General features: G+C 44.4%; 16 protein-coding genes. 9 read left to right on the top strand and 7 right to left on the bottom strand.

Going from position 1 to position 15,669, the window contains the following annotated elements; all coding sequences use genetic code 11:
* Positions 1 to 20 precede the first annotated feature (20 nt).
* Positions 21 to 1,208 (bottom strand): multidrug efflux MFS transporter EmrD, encoded by a 1,188-nt coding sequence (emrD, locus tag PSI15_RS09400; protein WP_273583311.1) that lies wholly within the window; start codon positions 1,206 to 1,208, stop codon positions 21 to 23.
* Between the two features lie 377 nt (positions 1,209 to 1,585).
* On the opposite strand from emrD, the gene fpr reads away from it, so the two are divergent.
* The gene (fpr, locus tag PSI15_RS09395; RefSeq protein WP_273583310.1) at positions 1,586 to 2,332 is read left to right on the top strand and encodes a ferredoxin--NADP(+) reductase; all 747 of its coding nucleotides are present in this window, start codon (positions 1,586 to 1,588) and stop codon (positions 2,330 to 2,332) included.
* A gap of 41 nt (positions 2,333 to 2,373) precedes the next feature.
* On the opposite strand, the gene PSI15_RS09390 is transcribed toward fpr, so the two are convergent.
* Complete coding sequence (locus tag PSI15_RS09390; protein WP_273583309.1) at positions 2,374 to 2,820, bottom strand: DUF805 domain-containing protein; 447 nt, start codon at positions 2,818 to 2,820, stop codon at positions 2,374 to 2,376.
* Positions 2,821 to 2,891: 71 nt separating this feature from the next.
* On the opposite strand from PSI15_RS09390, the gene PSI15_RS09385 reads away from it, so the two are divergent.
* Complete coding sequence (locus tag PSI15_RS09385; RefSeq protein WP_273583308.1) at positions 2,892 to 3,512, top strand: DUF1454 family protein; 621 nt, start codon at positions 2,892 to 2,894, stop codon at positions 3,510 to 3,512.
* Between the two features lie 88 nt (positions 3,513 to 3,600).
* Positions 3,601 to 4,368, top strand: a complete 768-nt coding sequence (gene tpiA / locus PSI15_RS09380; RefSeq protein WP_273583307.1) for a triose-phosphate isomerase — start codon at positions 3,601 to 3,603, stop codon at positions 4,366 to 4,368.
* Positions 4,369 to 4,474: 106 nt separating this feature from the next.
* Here tpiA and PSI15_RS09375 read toward each other — a convergent pair whose 3' ends face one another.
* The 4 genes from PSI15_RS09375 to PSI15_RS09360 all read right to left on the bottom strand — a co-directional run bounded on the left by PSI15_RS09375 (position 4,475) and on the right by PSI15_RS09360 (position 8,713).
* Complete coding sequence (locus PSI15_RS09375) at positions 4,475 to 5,449, bottom strand: sulfate ABC transporter substrate-binding protein (protein ID WP_273583333.1); 975 nt, start codon at positions 5,447 to 5,449, stop codon at positions 4,475 to 4,477.
* A 252-nt stretch (positions 5,450 to 5,701) separates the two neighbouring features.
* Entirely contained in the window at positions 5,702 to 6,679 is a 978-nt protein-coding gene (gene pfkA, locus PSI15_RS09370; protein WP_045967942.1) for a 6-phosphofructokinase, read from the bottom strand.
* Positions 6,680 to 6,835: 156 nt separating this feature from the next.
* Positions 6,836 to 7,735 carry a CDF family cation-efflux transporter FieF gene (gene fieF, locus PSI15_RS09365; RefSeq protein WP_273583306.1) on the bottom strand — a complete coding sequence of 300 codons (900 nt, stop codon included), beginning with the start codon at positions 7,733 to 7,735 and terminating at the stop codon, positions 6,836 to 6,838.
* A 27-nt stretch (positions 7,736 to 7,762) separates the two neighbouring features.
* Positions 7,763 to 8,713, bottom strand: coding sequence for a phosphatidate cytidylyltransferase (locus tag PSI15_RS09360; RefSeq protein WP_273583305.1), 951 nt, complete (start codon positions 8,711 to 8,713; stop codon positions 7,763 to 7,765).
* 471 nt (positions 8,714 to 9,184) lie between these two features.
* Here PSI15_RS09360 and PSI15_RS09355 point away from each other — a divergent pair, with 471 nt between their 5' ends.
* On the top strand, positions 9,185 to 9,508 hold the full coding sequence (locus tag PSI15_RS09355; RefSeq protein ID WP_273583304.1) for a type II toxin-antitoxin system RelE/ParE family toxin: 324 nt from the start codon (positions 9,185 to 9,187) through the stop codon (positions 9,506 to 9,508).
* A 46-nt stretch (positions 9,509 to 9,554) separates the two neighbouring features.
* On the top strand, positions 9,555 to 9,851 hold the full coding sequence (gene nadS, locus PSI15_RS09350) for a NadS family protein (protein ID WP_273583303.1): 297 nt from the start codon (positions 9,555 to 9,557) through the stop codon (positions 9,849 to 9,851).
* Between the two features lie 329 nt (positions 9,852 to 10,180).
* Here the strand turns inward: nadS and PSI15_RS09345 are convergent, their stop codons facing one another.
* Positions 10,181 to 10,687, bottom strand: coding sequence for a Spy/CpxP family protein refolding chaperone (locus PSI15_RS09345; protein WP_273583302.1), 507 nt, complete (start codon positions 10,685 to 10,687; stop codon positions 10,181 to 10,183).
* A gap of 152 nt (positions 10,688 to 10,839) precedes the next feature.
* On the opposite strand from PSI15_RS09345, the gene cpxR reads away from it, so the two are divergent.
* From cpxR to PSI15_RS09325, 4 genes are all read left to right on the top strand, one after another.
* Positions 10,840 to 11,532 (top strand): envelope stress response regulator transcription factor CpxR, encoded by a 693-nt coding sequence (cpxR, locus tag PSI15_RS09340; protein WP_045967932.1) that lies wholly within the window; start codon positions 10,840 to 10,842, stop codon positions 11,530 to 11,532.
* On the top strand, positions 11,529 to 12,905 hold the full coding sequence (cpxA, locus tag PSI15_RS09335; RefSeq protein WP_273583301.1) for an envelope stress sensor histidine kinase CpxA: 1,377 nt from the start codon (positions 11,529 to 11,531) through the stop codon (positions 12,903 to 12,905). Before cpxR ends, cpxA begins: the two co-directional genes overlap by 4 nt.
* 377 nt (positions 12,906 to 13,282) lie before the next feature.
* Positions 13,283 to 14,593 carry a nucleotide sugar dehydrogenase gene (locus tag PSI15_RS09330; protein WP_273583300.1) on the top strand — a complete coding sequence of 437 codons (1,311 nt, stop codon included), beginning with the start codon at positions 13,283 to 13,285 and terminating at the stop codon, positions 14,591 to 14,593.
* A 13-nt stretch (positions 14,594 to 14,606) separates the two neighbouring features.
* Entirely contained in the window at positions 14,607 to 15,656 is a 1,050-nt protein-coding gene (locus tag PSI15_RS09325) for a Gfo/Idh/MocA family protein (RefSeq protein ID WP_273583299.1), read from the top strand.
* Positions 15,657 to 15,669 lie beyond the last annotated feature (13 nt).

The following is a 15,669-nucleotide window of genomic DNA, read 5'->3' as shown; positions in this document are numbered from 1 at the left end:
GCAGGTATCTTAAGCCGAACTTACGAAACGGGATGTTCCTGACGCGGGTGCCGTTGGGAAATGGGCAGCCAGCAAAACAGAATCAAAAGCGACATAGAAAACATCAGCATGCCAACGCTAAATTGGCTAGTTTGCGGTAACATCGCCGACAGCCACGTTGCCACCCCTGAACCGACATTCTGTAATCCTCCCACTAAAGCCCCTGCCGCGCCGGCCAGATAAGGGAAGGGTTCCATCGCGCCAGTCGTTGCCAATGGGAACAACATACCGGCGCCAAAAAAGAATAACGCAGCCGGTATCAGTAGCGTCCAGATATTCATAAAACCAAACCAGCCGGGCAACCACATCAGGATACCCGCCAACAAGCAACAGATCACAGACTGCCACATAAGCTGATAAGATGTTTTACTTTCACGCCCCGCATGCCACGCGCCAAAAAACGCCGCAGGAATGGGCAGAATAAACAAGATACTGACCGTCAGGCTATCCAGCCCCAACACCGCCCCCAGCAACACGCCGCTGCTGGCCTCAAAAACAGCAATCCCCGCCAAGCCACCCACCAGCATGATAAGGTACGAGACAAAGACGCCATGAGAGAGTAACTGATGGAAAGAAACCAACATCGTACTGTGTTTAGTCCCGGCGGGGCGGGTTTCCGGTAAATGCCGAGCCAGAAAGGAAGCAACAACAATCCCCAACACCAATAGGAACAAATAACAGCAACGCCACCCAAAATAGTGGGCAACCATCCCACCAATCATAGGGGCAGCCAGAGGACTAACCAATATCGCCATATTCAGCAGACTATTGGCATAACGCAATGTCGTGCCGGTATATAAATCCCGCGGCATGGTACGCACCATCACCCCAGCAACCCCTGTGCCCAATCCCTGTAATGCACTCGCCATCACCAGCACCGATAAATTCGGGGCAAACAGAGCACATATCGTCGCCACCAGATAAATGGACATCCCCACTAAAATCACAGGGCGGCGCCCTATTTTGTCGGATAGCGGCCCATAAAAGAGTTGCGAAAACCCGTAAGAAAACAGATAGGCCGCCATTACCCGCTGAACTTCTCCCGCAGGCTGCTTAAGATCACTTGCCATATCAGCAATCACTGGCACATAGATTGTTTGCGTCATCTGCCCAACTGCGGTCAGGGCAATTAACATTAACAACAAATTAAAGTGTTCTATTTTTCTCATCGCATTTATACAAAATAACCCATTGAAAATAATCGAATAATCAATCATCAACCACAGTAAGCCCCTCAAGCGCTTAATTAAAGCGCCCGACTTACTGACTAAATGAGATAGGATTCAATAAGCAAATCTATATTTTTTCTTTTCAGTATACAATTTTACATGAAGAAAAAATTACAGAAATATTCTCCACACATGTCAATAAAAGTGTACATATTCAACCACAATATTGGCAAAAATCCAGTCAATTACACCGTAACACGTAATCGATAATGCTATTGCCGCTAATCACGTAGAATCGTCACAAAAAATCATCAATTCACGCTGTATTCATTCACATCGTTAATTCATACCCTAATTGTGTAGAGAGGTTAATCGTCATGGCAAATTGGGTTACAGGAAAAGTTACCGACATCACCCATTGGACTGACTCGCTTTTCAGCATCAACATTCATGCACCAGTCGAGAAATTCACGGCTGGGCAATTTGCAAAATTGGCATTGGAAATTGAAGGGGAGCGCATCCAACGCGCTTACTCTTATGTCAACTCTCCCGATGACAATCAGCTGGAATTTTATCTGGTGACCGTTCCGCAAGGAAAACTCAGCCCCCGATTGGCGGCACTAAAAATCGGGGATGAACTGCTGGTCACAGAACAAGCGGCGGGTTTTTTCGTTCTTGATGAGATCCCTGACAGCCAGACACTCTGGATGCTGTCCACCGGCACCGCTATTGGGCCTTACCTTTCTATCCTCCAGCAAGGCATCGATCTGGAACGATTCGACAATATCGTGTTGGTTCATGCAGTCAGATGGGGAAAAGATTTGAGTTATTTACCCATGATGCAGGCATTAGAGAAAAAATTTCAGGGTAAACTAAGAATACAGACCATCGTTAGCCGAGAAAAATGGCCAAATTCACTGATGGGCAGAATTCCGGCATTGATTGAAAATGGCGAACTGGAGTCAGCAGTCGGCTTACCCATTCAGGCAGAAAACAGCCACGTCATGCTGTGCGGGAATCCCCAAATGGTCAGGGATACCCAGCAACGGTTAAAAGAGCAGCGTAATATGGCAAAACATCTGCGCCGTAAACCCGGCCATATCACCAGCGAGCAATATTGGTAATCAGCGCATGATGGCTGGTCACAGCGCCCGCAATAAACTTATCAGCGTTTTTGAGCAGGGTTATTGGCAGAAATATAATCAACCGTTTCTGCCATCTCACCAAAACGATTGGCGCCTTCCGTTCCGCGAAATACCCCACAATCCAGTATCATCATGACAAAAATCAGTATTGGGACAAAACGACCAATTCCCCATTGCCATATCGGTGCCATGGTGCTCCAGTCAAGGGACAGCAATATCCAAGCCAACGCAAAGAGTAACCCCCAGCCCCCTCGTTTATTCCGGTCATGCAGACGCTTCGAAAAAATCGCCGCCGTTGGATACAATAGCAAAGTCATGCCAATCGCCGCATAATTTATGGGGAGGATATTCATTCCATGCAGTGTCAGTAGCATAAAGATCAAGGCGAAACAGATGCCTATGCCTATCCAAAACTCTCGTCGTCCAATTCGGCCTTTGAATGAAAATCCCCATTGTTGTAATGTCATGTACTCTTTTCCAATGATTTTCCAATTGTGTGGATGCTGTTTTTCCAGGATTTAACTCAGTGAGTAACAAAATGAAAACAGACATAAATAAACTTCTGGTGACAATATTAATCGCTTTTGCCATCGGTTTACCATTATCAGCCGCTGCCGCTGAACCTTCTGTCACACCAGAAATCAACTCACCGTTAATGTATCTACTGCCGAATTCCCCGACTTTCGAAGAAACCATCCCCACTTTTCGGGAAAAATACAACCAAAAACATCCCGACACGCCGTTATACGAATATCGGGTGATTGCCAGCAAAGATATTTCGCAGCCTTTTCTCCGTGCCGCCAGTAAAATCAATGACAACATTTACTCTTCGGCCGTACTGGAACGGGGCAGTGAAAAGATTAAAAGCCTGCAAATTACTCTGCTGCCCTCACAAAATGAACGAGAAAATGCACAAAACCGTATACTGGCAAAGAAATATATCACTGCTCTGATCAACCAATTTGAACCCACGCTTTCTCCTGGACAAGCGGAAATTCAATGGGAAAGGCTCTTGCGGGCAGCAGAAAACCGCCCCGCTTTCAGTCAAAAAATGGGCGCAATACGCTATATCATCGTCAACAGCAGCGAAAATATAATGACCTTCGCAATTGAACCGATTAAGCTATCGCTATCTGACACATCAGCAAATGAAAATTAGTGACGCAGCGCAGAGCTATTCGCGTTGATGATCTTTATACTGTGCATTCATTTCGCAATTTGATTATTTTAGGGTTGGAGGGAAAAAGATGCGACATCCATTAGTAATGGGTAACTGGAAATTAAATGGCCGTACCCATATGGTTAACGACCTGATTGCAGGCCTGCGTAAAGAACTGAGCAATGTTGACGGCTGTGGCGTCGCTATCGCACCACCAACAGTTTATGTTTCTCTGGCAAAAGATGCCCTGGCGGGTAGCCGTATTGCTTTGGGCGCACAAGATATTGGCGTCAATCTTTCTGGTGCCTTCACGGGCGAAACGTCCGCAGAAATGCTAAAAGACGTCGGGGCAAAATATATCATTATCGGTCACTCTGAACGCCGTACTTACCACAAAGAGAGCGATGAATTCATCGCGAAGAAATTCGCTATCCTGAAAGAACAAGGCCTGATCCCTGTGCTGTGCATTGGTGAAACCGAGCAAGAAAATGAAGCAGGCCAGACTGAAGCCGTCTGTGCACGCCAAATCGATGCGATCCTGAACACACTGGGCGTAGCAGCATTCAAAGATACCGTCATTGCCTATGAACCTGTTTGGGCCATTGGTACAGGCAAATCTGCAACGCCAGCCCAAGCGCAAGCCGTGCATAAATTTATCCGTGACCATATCGCAAAACAAGATGCCGCGATTGCTGAACAAGTCATTATTCAATATGGCGGTTCAGTGAACGCCGGCAATGCAGCCGAACTGTTCACCCAACCCGATATCGACGGTGCACTGGTTGGTGGCGCATCACTGAAAGCGGATGCTTTTGCTGTTATCGTCAAAGCCGCAGCAGAAGCCAAAAAAGCGTAATTTTTTAACAGAACAGAAAAATGACGCAACCGCCACGAAGCCTGATTCATGGCGGTTTTTTTGTTTAATCTAAACGCGCCAATCTGCCCAGTCATCAGCTTCATGGCTAACGCCGGATAATCTCGTCAAACGTTCCGCCTGTGGCAAAATGTTCTTTCTGCGCCTTATTCCAACCGCCAAAGACTTCATCAATCGTAAAGAGCTTCAAATCAGGAAAAACCGCGCGATATTTTTCTGCGATGGCTTTATCGCGCGGACGATAATAATTTTTAGCAGCGATTTCCTGCCCAACCGGAGAATAAAGGTATTTCAGATATTCTGTCGCCAGCTCCCGCGTTCCTCGTTTATCCACCACCTTATCGACAACAGAAACTGTCGGCTCCGCCAGAATAGACATGCCCGGCGTCACAATGTCAAACTTCCCCTTACCCAGCGCATTAATCGCCAATAATGCTTCGTTTTCCCAGGCAATCAATACATCGCCAATTCCGCGCTCCACAAAGGTATTCGTTGCACCGCGTGCACCGGAGTCCAGCACTTCCACATTTTTATAGAGCGCCGTCACGAACGCTTTGGCTTTGGCCTGATCCTGATTATTATGCGCTAATCCATATCCCCAGGCCGCCAGATAATTCCACCGTGCGCCGCCGGAAGTTTTCGGGTTCGGGGTCACTACGGCAACATCTGGACGGATCAAATCCGGCCAATCTTTTATCTGTTTAGGATTTCCTTTTCGCACCAAAAAAACAATGGTGGAGGTATAAGGTGCTGAATTATCCGGCAGACGCTGGATCCAATGCTTATCAATGCTTCCCCGTTCAGCAATGGCATTCACATCATAAGCCAGTGCCAACGTAACGACATCTGCCTGAAGACCATTGATAACGGAAGTAGCCTGCTTACCTGAACCACCATGTGACTGGCGGATCTTCACATTGTCCCCTGTTTTGTTATGCCAGTATTCGCTAAATGCCTTATCATATTGCTGGTACAGTTCACGGGTCGGATCATAGGAGACATTCAATAATTGCAGATCTTTTGCCCATACCTGATTAGCCAGCGGTGTTATCGCCAAGACCATCAAAGATAACGTTGAAACAATATATTTTTTTGTCATTGCCCATATTGAGCCCGTATTTATACCCCTTGCATTTATTATCGCCACGGCCACACCTTCCCCTCAGTTATTATGATTTCGCCATAAAAACTGACAGAAAGCGCGATGACGCAGAAATAATTTTAACTTTCTGCTTATGCACAAGAAGAATATGAGGAATGAGACAGCCACAGGATCGGGCTGTCTCCAAAATAGGATTTTGCAGGTAACAGCAGATTAGTAGAGTTTTTTCGCCGTTTCCAGCCACTCTTTCTTAAAGACACGCTGCATATTCTGCACGGCATCAATAATATCGTGATGAACAAGTTTCTCGTTCTGGATACCCACACAGCGACCGCCATGCCCTTCCAGCAGGAGTTGAACCGAATATGCCCCCATGCGGGAAGCAAGGATGCGGTCATAAGCGACCGGTGCACCACCACGCTGGATATGCCCCAATACCGTTGCACGGGTTTCGTGGCGGGTTTCCGCTTCAATATATTTCGCCAGTTCAGCCACATCGCAGACATGTTCAGTGATGGCAACTATCGCGTGACGCTTACCTTTTTCAATCCCGGCTTTAATCTCAGCCAGCAATTCTTCACGATCGAAGGGATCTTCATTTTCAGGCAGGACAATAAATTCACAGCCCCCCGCGATGGCTGCGGATAAAGTCAAATCACCGCAATAACGCCCCATCACTTCAACAATCGAAATGCGTTTGTGGGACGTTGAGGTATCACGCAAACGGTCAATCGCTTCAACCACCGTTTCCAGCGCCGTGAAATAACCAATGGTGTAATCGGTGCCCGCCACGTCGTTGTCAATCGTTCCCGGCAAGCCAATACAAGGGAAACCCGCCTCAGTCAGCTTTTTCGCGCCCAAATAAGAGCCGTCACCGCCAATCACGACTAACGCATCGATCCCATTTTTGCGCATGTTTTCAATGGCAATTTCCCGCACCTTATCATCCCTGAACTCCGGGAAGCGGGCTGATCCCAAAAACGTCCCACCACGGTTAATCATGTCGGAAACACTAAAGCGATCCAGCTTTTTCATGCGGTTTTCATACAACCCCAGATAGCCATCATAAATGCCGTAAACTTCCAACCCTTCGGTTAAAGCGGCACGAACAACACCACGAATAGCGGCGTTCATGCCAGGCGCATCACCGCCACTCGTTAAGACTCCGATTCTTTTAATCTTGTTGATCATGATGACCTCTGACTTGTCGATATAATATTGGCGAAACCTGATTGTTACTGCATAGCTGAATTGATTCAACTCCGCCTATGATACGGAAAAACAGCTATTCTGCATTAAGATTATGTCTATTTTTTGATGCTGTTTTGATTATGAATAAATTCTCCGTCAATCCCAACGGTTTTTATACTCATCGGCGACAGAGGAGCATGGATCTTGATGAATAATAATATCGGCATCTGGAAATCTATTGCGCAATTTATTTTCAATCTCTTCGGCCAACGCATGTGCCTGCACCAAGGGCAAATTGTCATCCATCTCCAGATGGAACTGAATAAAACGAATCGGGCCTGATTGACGGGTGCGCAAATCATGCCCACCTGCCACACCGGGATAATTCCGGATCATCTCAATAATCTCCTGCCGCTCTTCATCCGGCAAGGCACGATCAAGCAAAGATTGTACGGCATCATAACCCATCCGTAATGCACTATAGAGGATATAAACCCCAATTCCCAAGGCAAAGAGTGCATCCGCACGTTTAAAGCCATACCAACTCAACAGCAACGCCAGCAAAATCGCCCCATTCATCAGGAGGTCGGACTTATAATGCAGCATATCCGCCCGGATCGCCTGACTTTGCGTTTTACTGATCACCCATTTTTGGAAGGTCACCAAACAGATCGTGGAAATCAGGGCAATAACAATCACCCCAATCCCTATTGCCGCATGTTCCAGCGGCTTGGGGGAATACAGGTGCTGAAAGCCCGTCAAAAACAGGAAAATCGCCGAACCGGAAATAAACATACTTTGCGCCAACGCCGCCAGTGATTCAGCCTTACCATGCCCGAAAGTGTGCTCTTTATCCGCCGGTTGGAGTGAATAGCGCACAATAAAAAAATTCGTCAGGGAAGCGGCCAAATCGACCAATGAATCCACCAGCGCCGCCAATAAACTCACCGAACCGGTCAACCACCAAGCAAAAATTTTCACTATCAACAGCACACTGGCGAGTACCGTTGCCGCCAACGCAGCGGAACTGACCCATCGCCCATAATTGATATTCATTGACTACCGCCTTTTGGTTACTCCGTCTCAGGGATAAAAATAGCGCGTTAGATGAAAAAATATAGGGGCAGCGAAGCAAAGCGAGTCAATTCTATCCAACATTCCGCCGTGACCTGCAATAATCCCGCCAAAATCTTTCACGCCGCTATCCCGTTTAATCGCTGACATACATAACCCGCCCATAAACCCCATCAGGGTAATTGCCAACGACATCAATCCCGCCTCCCACGGAGAGAAAGGTGTGACCCAGAACAACGACATTCTCAACAGTGCAGACACGAAAATTCCGCCAACAAATCCTTCAACCGTTTTATTGGGGCTCAGTTTCGGCACAATCGGGCGGTTGCCAAACAACTTCCCAAATACGTACTGCAAAACATCAGACAGTTGCACCACAATCATCAGAAACAGCAATAACTTGATATTTTGGTTTTTGTACTCTGGGATATCCAATATCAACAACGCGGGCGCATGGCTGATGGCAAACACTGTGATTAACATCCCCCACTGGATTTTGGCGGTGCGTTCCAAAAAATGGATGGTGTCCCCAAGCAAGGCTGTACGGACAGGTAAAAATAGCAAGACATAGACGGGAATAAAAACCGAGAATAGCTCATACCACTGCATTCCCACCAACACATACTGCGCAGGGATAAAAACAAAAAAACACCAGAACAGTGCCTTATGATCACTGCACCGAATCGGGGTTAGCGTAATAAATTCACGCAGGGCAAAAAATGACATCACCGCAAATAAAATCACCGATCCCACTGGCCCAACCACAATAGCCAAGACACAGATAATGCATATCATCCACCAACTACGGATGCGGGCATTGAGGTTATCGATAGTGGCCTTGCGCCTTTCCCCTGAATAGCGCAAGGCCAAAATGCCGCCAATCACACTGGCAATCACCAATATGCCAAATATCCCGCCCAGCAACAGCATCAGATCATGATCGATATGAGAATGAACCATGTTGGGTATTCCTATCCCTTTTATGTGAGGTGACAATGATAAGATTTTTTTAATAACGGAGTAATGGGAGGTAAGATAATCAAGATTGGTTAAGATAACAACAGGTTGGGAATATGGATTAGCAAATATGAGTGTTAATTAATAAATAGCCTTTGAACATTAGAAAAATTAACTCGAAAAAAAAGCTCCAATGGAGGGGCTGAAAGACAGGAATGGTGTCGAAACGTAACATGTAATAAATTGAAATTAAAAGCTTTGCATTAAACACCGTCCACATTGACATAAAAGCTCCTTACCGGGAACTTTATACTATCACCCAAGAAATAGAAAATCATAAACAAAAATTATCTATAAATTTTTGGGGTCACTTTTTCTTTGCACATTAAACTTTCGTACCATGTACTAACCCACTTTGACACTCGTACATAGTACGAATATAATATTTTCCATAGACGGGCAAGGATGTGTTTTATGGAATACCTACTTTTTATCGAAACTCCCGTATTAAGTAGAGAACGGGCAGAACTGTTAACCGATGATGAATTTAGACAACTACAGGAACACTTACTAAAGAATCATGAACAAGGCAGTACCATCAGCGCCACCGGAGGATGTAAAAAGATGCGCTGGCAGCGGGAAGGAATGGGGAAACGTGGCGGTGTCAGAATCATCTACTACACCATCACTAAAACTGGGAGGCTCTATCTTCTTTTGATTTATCCTAAAAGTAAAAAAGATGACTTAACCCCAAAAGAAAAAGAAGTACTTAAAGCCATCAGTAACAAATTGCAATAATCAACCGCCGCGTAGATACGCGGCTTGTTCATACAACGGAGACATTATGGACAAAAAACTTTTTGACGATCTTGTTGAAAGCATGAATCAGATGGTAGCGATTGAAAAAGGGGAACTTTCTGTTCCTGCTGAAAATATTCATCGCCATCGTCTGCCTGATGTAAAAAACCTGCGCGAAACCTTTGGGTTAAAGCAAAGTGAATTTGCCGACGCTGTTGGCGTTTCTGCATCCCTCATTCAAAGCTGGGAGCAACACCGCCGTATTCCTTCTGGCTCATCACTTAAATTACTTCAAATGCTTGAACGTAATCCTGCGCTAATTAATGAATTAAGCGCACTTTAACATTTTCTCTTTCTTTTTTATCATCATTCAAAAGAGAAAATAATTTCAGTTCTGCATATCCTGCAAAGCCGCGCTCTGACTCAACTTCATAAGTTAGCGCGGCTTTATTTAGTGCTGGCTCGGTCTGGCGGTTCGCATACTTTCACACACTTCCTAACTCTTTCGTATTTTTTATGTTGCTGTTTTTTCAGGGATATCAGCTATAAGCTATTGAAAAAAAAGCCCCACAAGGGGGCTGAAAGACAGGGATGGTGTCTATGGCAAGGAAAATCGTTGGTGATGCTACTGTGTAACAAAAGTACTAAACATCAAAAGTGGTAACAAAAAAATCAGTTCGCTTTTCGAGCTTCATATTCATTTACTTCAACCGATTTTTTTAACAGCGCTTTCTGTTCCGGTGTTAATAGCTGATAAATCTGATTATTAATGCGCGCAATTTCGACACCCAGAGCAACATTCTTTTCGGCTATTTTTTCAAGCTGAGAACGAATCTCAGCTTCATCAAAATCCTCATTAGTTAAAAGGGCATTCAATTTTTGATGCTCAATTCGCATATCCATCAGCGGCTGCTGATATTGATGCTGCTCTTTGACTAATTTCCACATCTGCTCACGTTGCTGTTCAGTTAACGCTATCCCACCGAAGAGATAACTATAGTTATATTGACTGTTTCGGTGATGATTAACATTCCTCTTAGAGCCATATGGCATACAATATGGATATGGGGAGGAGGCGCTCACCTCAGGAATATGATCCGTATCAGCAGTTTTAGCTAAAGCTTCTGTTGTTCCCAGAACAACCATTGACGCTAAAGCCAATATTGCTATGTTACGCATTAAATTTCCTCGCTTTCTCGAACAGCAGCATTCGATTCAGTGCGGATAACTATAACCTTACGGCTGCAAACTAGCGTCAGAGCATGTAAAAGAACGTAAAGTCATGGAATAGAAAAGTTTGTTATCGTATTTTGCTCTTGGAGGAAGAATTAATGCATAAAATCTTATTAGTTGATGATGACCGCGAACTGACATCGCTATTAAAAGAACTGCTCGAGATGGAAGGATTCAATGTGATCATCGCCCACGATGGCGAACAGGCTTTACAATATATCGATTCTTCAATTGACCTATTATTGCTGGACATCATGATGCCGCGCAAAAATGGCATTGAGACACTGAAAGAGCTACGGCAATACCATCAGACCCCGGTTATCATGTTAACGGCGCGTGGCAGCGATTTAGACCGTGTTCTGGGGTTGGAACTGGGAGCGGATGACTACCTCCCCAAACCGTTTAACGATCGTGAACTGGTCGCCCGCATACGGGCCATTTTGCGCCGTTCCAACTGGAGTGAACAACAAGCCGATATTGGCACACCGATACTGGAGATCGATAAACTTCAACTCAACCCTGGGCGTCAGGAAGCCAGTTTTGATGGAATGATCTTGGATCTCACCGGCACAGAATTCACCCTGCTGTATTTATTGGCGCAACATTTGGGGCAAGTCGTTTCCCGTGAACATTTAAGCCAAGAAGTATTGGGAAAACGCTTAACGCCTTTTGATCGGGCTATTGATATGCATATTTCGAATCTACGCCGTAAATTACCCAACAGAACTGATGAACTTCCATGGTTTAAGACATTACGCGGCCGTGGGTACTTAATGGTTTCCGCAAAATGATCAATAGCTTGACAGCCCGTATATTCGCCATCTTTTGGTTCACGCTTGCGCTTGTCCTGATGATAGCCTTAATGGCGCCCAAACTGGACTCACGGCAGTTAACGCCGCTTTTGGACAGTGAATACCAGTTGGGAGAAAAGCTGGCAAAACTCATAGAAGAAGAACTCATCAACGACTCTGGGAATGACTTATTCTGGTGGCTACGTCTGGATCGCGCTGTTGCCCGGTGGACGCCATCGGGGCAACGTCTGATACTCGTCTCCAGTGAAGGGCTGATCAGTGACATTAATACCCCGCCCCATCAACAACAAGTTATCCGCAACTTTATCGGCCAATCCGATAACTCCGATCACCCTAAAAAGAAAAAATATGGCCGTTCAGAAATACTCGGCCCCTTTTCTGTCCGCGATGGAGAGGATCATTATCACCTCTACATCATTAGGCCAGCGGGTAGTCCACAGTCCGATTTTATTAATTTGATGTTTGACCGACCTTTTTTACTGCCCGCTGCCACCATGTTAATCAGTGCCCCACTGTTATTGTGGTTAGCATGGAGCCTGGCAAAGCCCGCGCGGAAACTCAAAAATGCCGCCGATGACGTCGCAAGAGGCAACTTACGGCAACATCCTGAACTGGAATCTGGCCCGCAAGAGTTTTTGGCGACCGGCAGTAGTTTCAACCAGATGATCAGTGCGCTGGAAAGGATGGTGACCGCCCAGCAGCGGCTGATTTCCGATATCTCTCATGAACTGCGCACGCCACTAACCCGATTGCAATTAGCGACTGCCTTGCTGCGCCGCCGTCACGGTGAAAGCAAAGAACTGGCACGTATCGAAACAGAGACTCAACGTTTAGATGGCATGATTAACGACCTGCTGGTGCTTTCCCGCAATCAGCATAAAAACGAGCTACTCCGCGAAAATATCAAAGCCCACGATATCTGGCATGACATCCTGGAGAATGCAAAATTCGAAGCTGAGCAGATGAGCAAAACGCTGGATATCGTCTCACCTCCCGGAAATTGGGTAATTTACTGCAATCCGGCAACGCTCGGCAGCGCACTGGAAAACATTGTCCGCAATGCACTACGCTACTCCAGCAACCATATCGCCGTTGCATTTAAGTCAGACAATCACGGTGTCACGATCACGGTTGATGATGATGGCCCCGGAGTCAACCCCGAAGACCGTGAACATATCTTCCGACCTTTTTATCGCACGGACGAAGCACGGGATAGAGAATCTGGCGGAACCGGCCTGGGACTGGCGATTGTTGAAACGGCCGTGAGTCAGCACCGAGGCTGGGTCAAAGCAGAAGATAGCCCTTTAGGCGGGTTAAGGCTGGTGATTTGGCTGCCGCTGCATGGAAGATAGATGGCTTTCGCTTGGGTATTTAGCTAGTTACATAACGTAACAATTAAAGAAAAAAAGCTATTATACTTGACCTCATGGCGTCGAGGGACTAATCTCGTCGCTGCTTAACATAACTCATTGATATGATAATTTTTGTTAAGCAGAAAAATCCAATGATATTAATCAGATAAGTCAAATTGTTACACACAACAGGCACTCTGGGAGCCGTAACCTAGTGCGGTAGCTTTGATACCTTTTTAACATTAACCAAGAAAATAATCTTACTGCACCTTCTTCGTTACCTTTCTCAATTCATACTGATATGAACTAAAAAAATGCTCTTAATCCAAGAACATTTTTTTAGCTTAATTTTATATGGTATATCAAAGGCCTATAACATGTCATTTCTGAATCAATTAATTAATAAGTTTAATAATAAAAATGCAAATATAGCTATCGTTGGGTTAGGGTATGTCGGATTACCTTTAATGCTACGATACAACGATATTGGTTTTAAAGTTATCGGTTTTGATATAGATGAAAGCAAAACCGATAAATTAAATCAGGGGATAAGCTATATTGAACATATTTCTTCCTCTAAAATTAAAAAGGCCATTGAAACAGGTTTCGAAGCAACAACAGACTTTTCAAGAATTTCCGAATGCGATGCAATTATTCTCTGTGTTCCAACTCCATTAAATAAATACAGAGAACCTGATATGAGTTTCGTCATCAATACGACTGATATGGTGAAACCATTCTTAAGACAAGGTCAGGTACTTTCTCTAGAAAGCACAACTTATCCGGGTACAACTGAAGAAGAACTCTTACCAAGAGTAGAAGAAAATGGTTTAAAAGTCGGTGAAGATGTATTCCTCGTATATTCACCGGAGCGTGAAGATCCGGGCAATCCAGATTTCGAAACTAGAACAATCCCAAAAGTCATTGGTGGACATACAGAAAACTGCCTAAAAGCGGGTATTGCTGTTTATCAACCTGCTATTGACCAAGTTGTTCCCGTTAGCTCTACAAAAGCAGCAGAAATGACTAAGCTGCTTGAGAATATACATAGGGCCGTTAACATAGGTCTAGTCAATGAAATGAAGCTCGTTGCAGACAAAATGGGTATTGATATACATGAAGTCATCAGGGCTGCCGCAACAAAACCATTTGGCTTTGTCCCTTACTATCCAGGGCCAGGATTAGGTGGCCATTGTATACCTATCGATCCTTTCTATTTAACATGGAAAGCCAGAGAATATGGTATCAATACTCGTTTTATTGAACTTTCTGGTGAAGTTAATTCATCAATGCCAGATTATGTTGTTACTAAGACAGTCTTAGCATTGAATAAAACCAATAAATCCATTAACGGAAGTCGCGTACTTGTATTAGGGATTGCATATAAGAAAAATGTTGATGACATGAGGGAAAGCCCATCAGTCCATGTAATGGAAAAATTAAGAGACCTAGGGGCATTAGTAGAATATTCAGACCCACATGTTCCTGTCTTCCCTATAATGCGTGAGCATCACTTCGACTTAACAAGTCAATCTATAACGGCAAGTAATTTAAAAGAGTTCGACTGTATTATTCTAGCAACAGACCACGATAAATTTGACTATGACTTAATAATTAACAATGCAGCATTAGTTGTTGATACTCGTGGAAAATACTCTCCTAATCATAATAATGTAATAAAAGCTTAATTTGGGATTAAATATGTTTGATTCAATTACAGATAGGAAAATAAAATTTGCGTTAGTTGGATGTGGAAGAATTTCTAAAAACCATTTTAATTCTTTAGATGCCCACAAAAACAATGCTGAGTTAGTTGCTGTTTGTGACACAGATCCTGTAGCTCTTAATGACGCTATAGAAAAAACGGGTGCTAAGGGATTTGACGATCTACATAATATGCTGAATAGTATTTCAGCTGATATTATTATTCTAACAACACCTTCAGGACTCCATCCTGAGCAAGCTATTACTTGCCTAGAAAAAGGTTTCCATGTGGTTACTGAAAAACCCATGGCGACTCGTTTTTCTGACGGAGAGAGAATGGTTAAAGCTGCCGATAAAGCTGGCAAACGCTTATTCGTGGTCAAACAAAATCGTTTAAATGCAACTCTCCAATTACTGAAACGCGCAGTAGAAGAAAAACGTTTTGGTCAAATCAATATGGTCCATCTAAACGTATTTTGGACGCGTCCTCAAGATTATTACGATCAAGCTGCATGGCGTGGTACATGGGAATTTGATGGTGGTGCATTTATGAATCAGGCAAGCCATTATGTTGATTTATTAGAATGGCTTATTGGCCCAGTCAAAGATATTCAAGCAATGATGTCTACACATTTAGACATTGAAGCTGAAGATACAGGTGTACTAAATATTAGATGGCGAAACGGTGCACTAGGCTCAATGGCTGTGACTATGTGTACTTATCCTAGAAACCTAGAAGGTTCTATCACCATATTAGGTGAAAAAGGAAGTGTTAAAGTTGGTGGTTTAGCGGTTAATGAGATTCAAGAGTGGAATTTTGCTGACGAAAAAGATTATGACCAGCAAGTAAAAGACGCCAATTACGAAACAACTTCAGTATACGGTTTTGGACATCCATTATATTATAAAAATGTTATTGATGTAATGAGAGGAGAAGCGGAGCCAATGACCGATGGGAGAGAAGGTTTAAAGTCTCTCGAATTGCTAATCGCAGCTTATCTTGCTGCCAGAGACAATAAAACTGTATCTTTACCTTTAGTTTATTAATTGAGAACATCTA

Origin of the sequence: Xenorhabdus sp. PR6a (assembly GCF_028599065.1) — a bacterium.
GTDB classification, from domain to species: Bacteria; Pseudomonadota; Gammaproteobacteria; order Enterobacterales; family Enterobacteriaceae; genus Xenorhabdus; species Xenorhabdus doucetiae.
The sequence above is the reverse complement of the archived record's forward strand: the minus strand, read 5'-3'. Positions and strand labels throughout refer to the sequence as shown.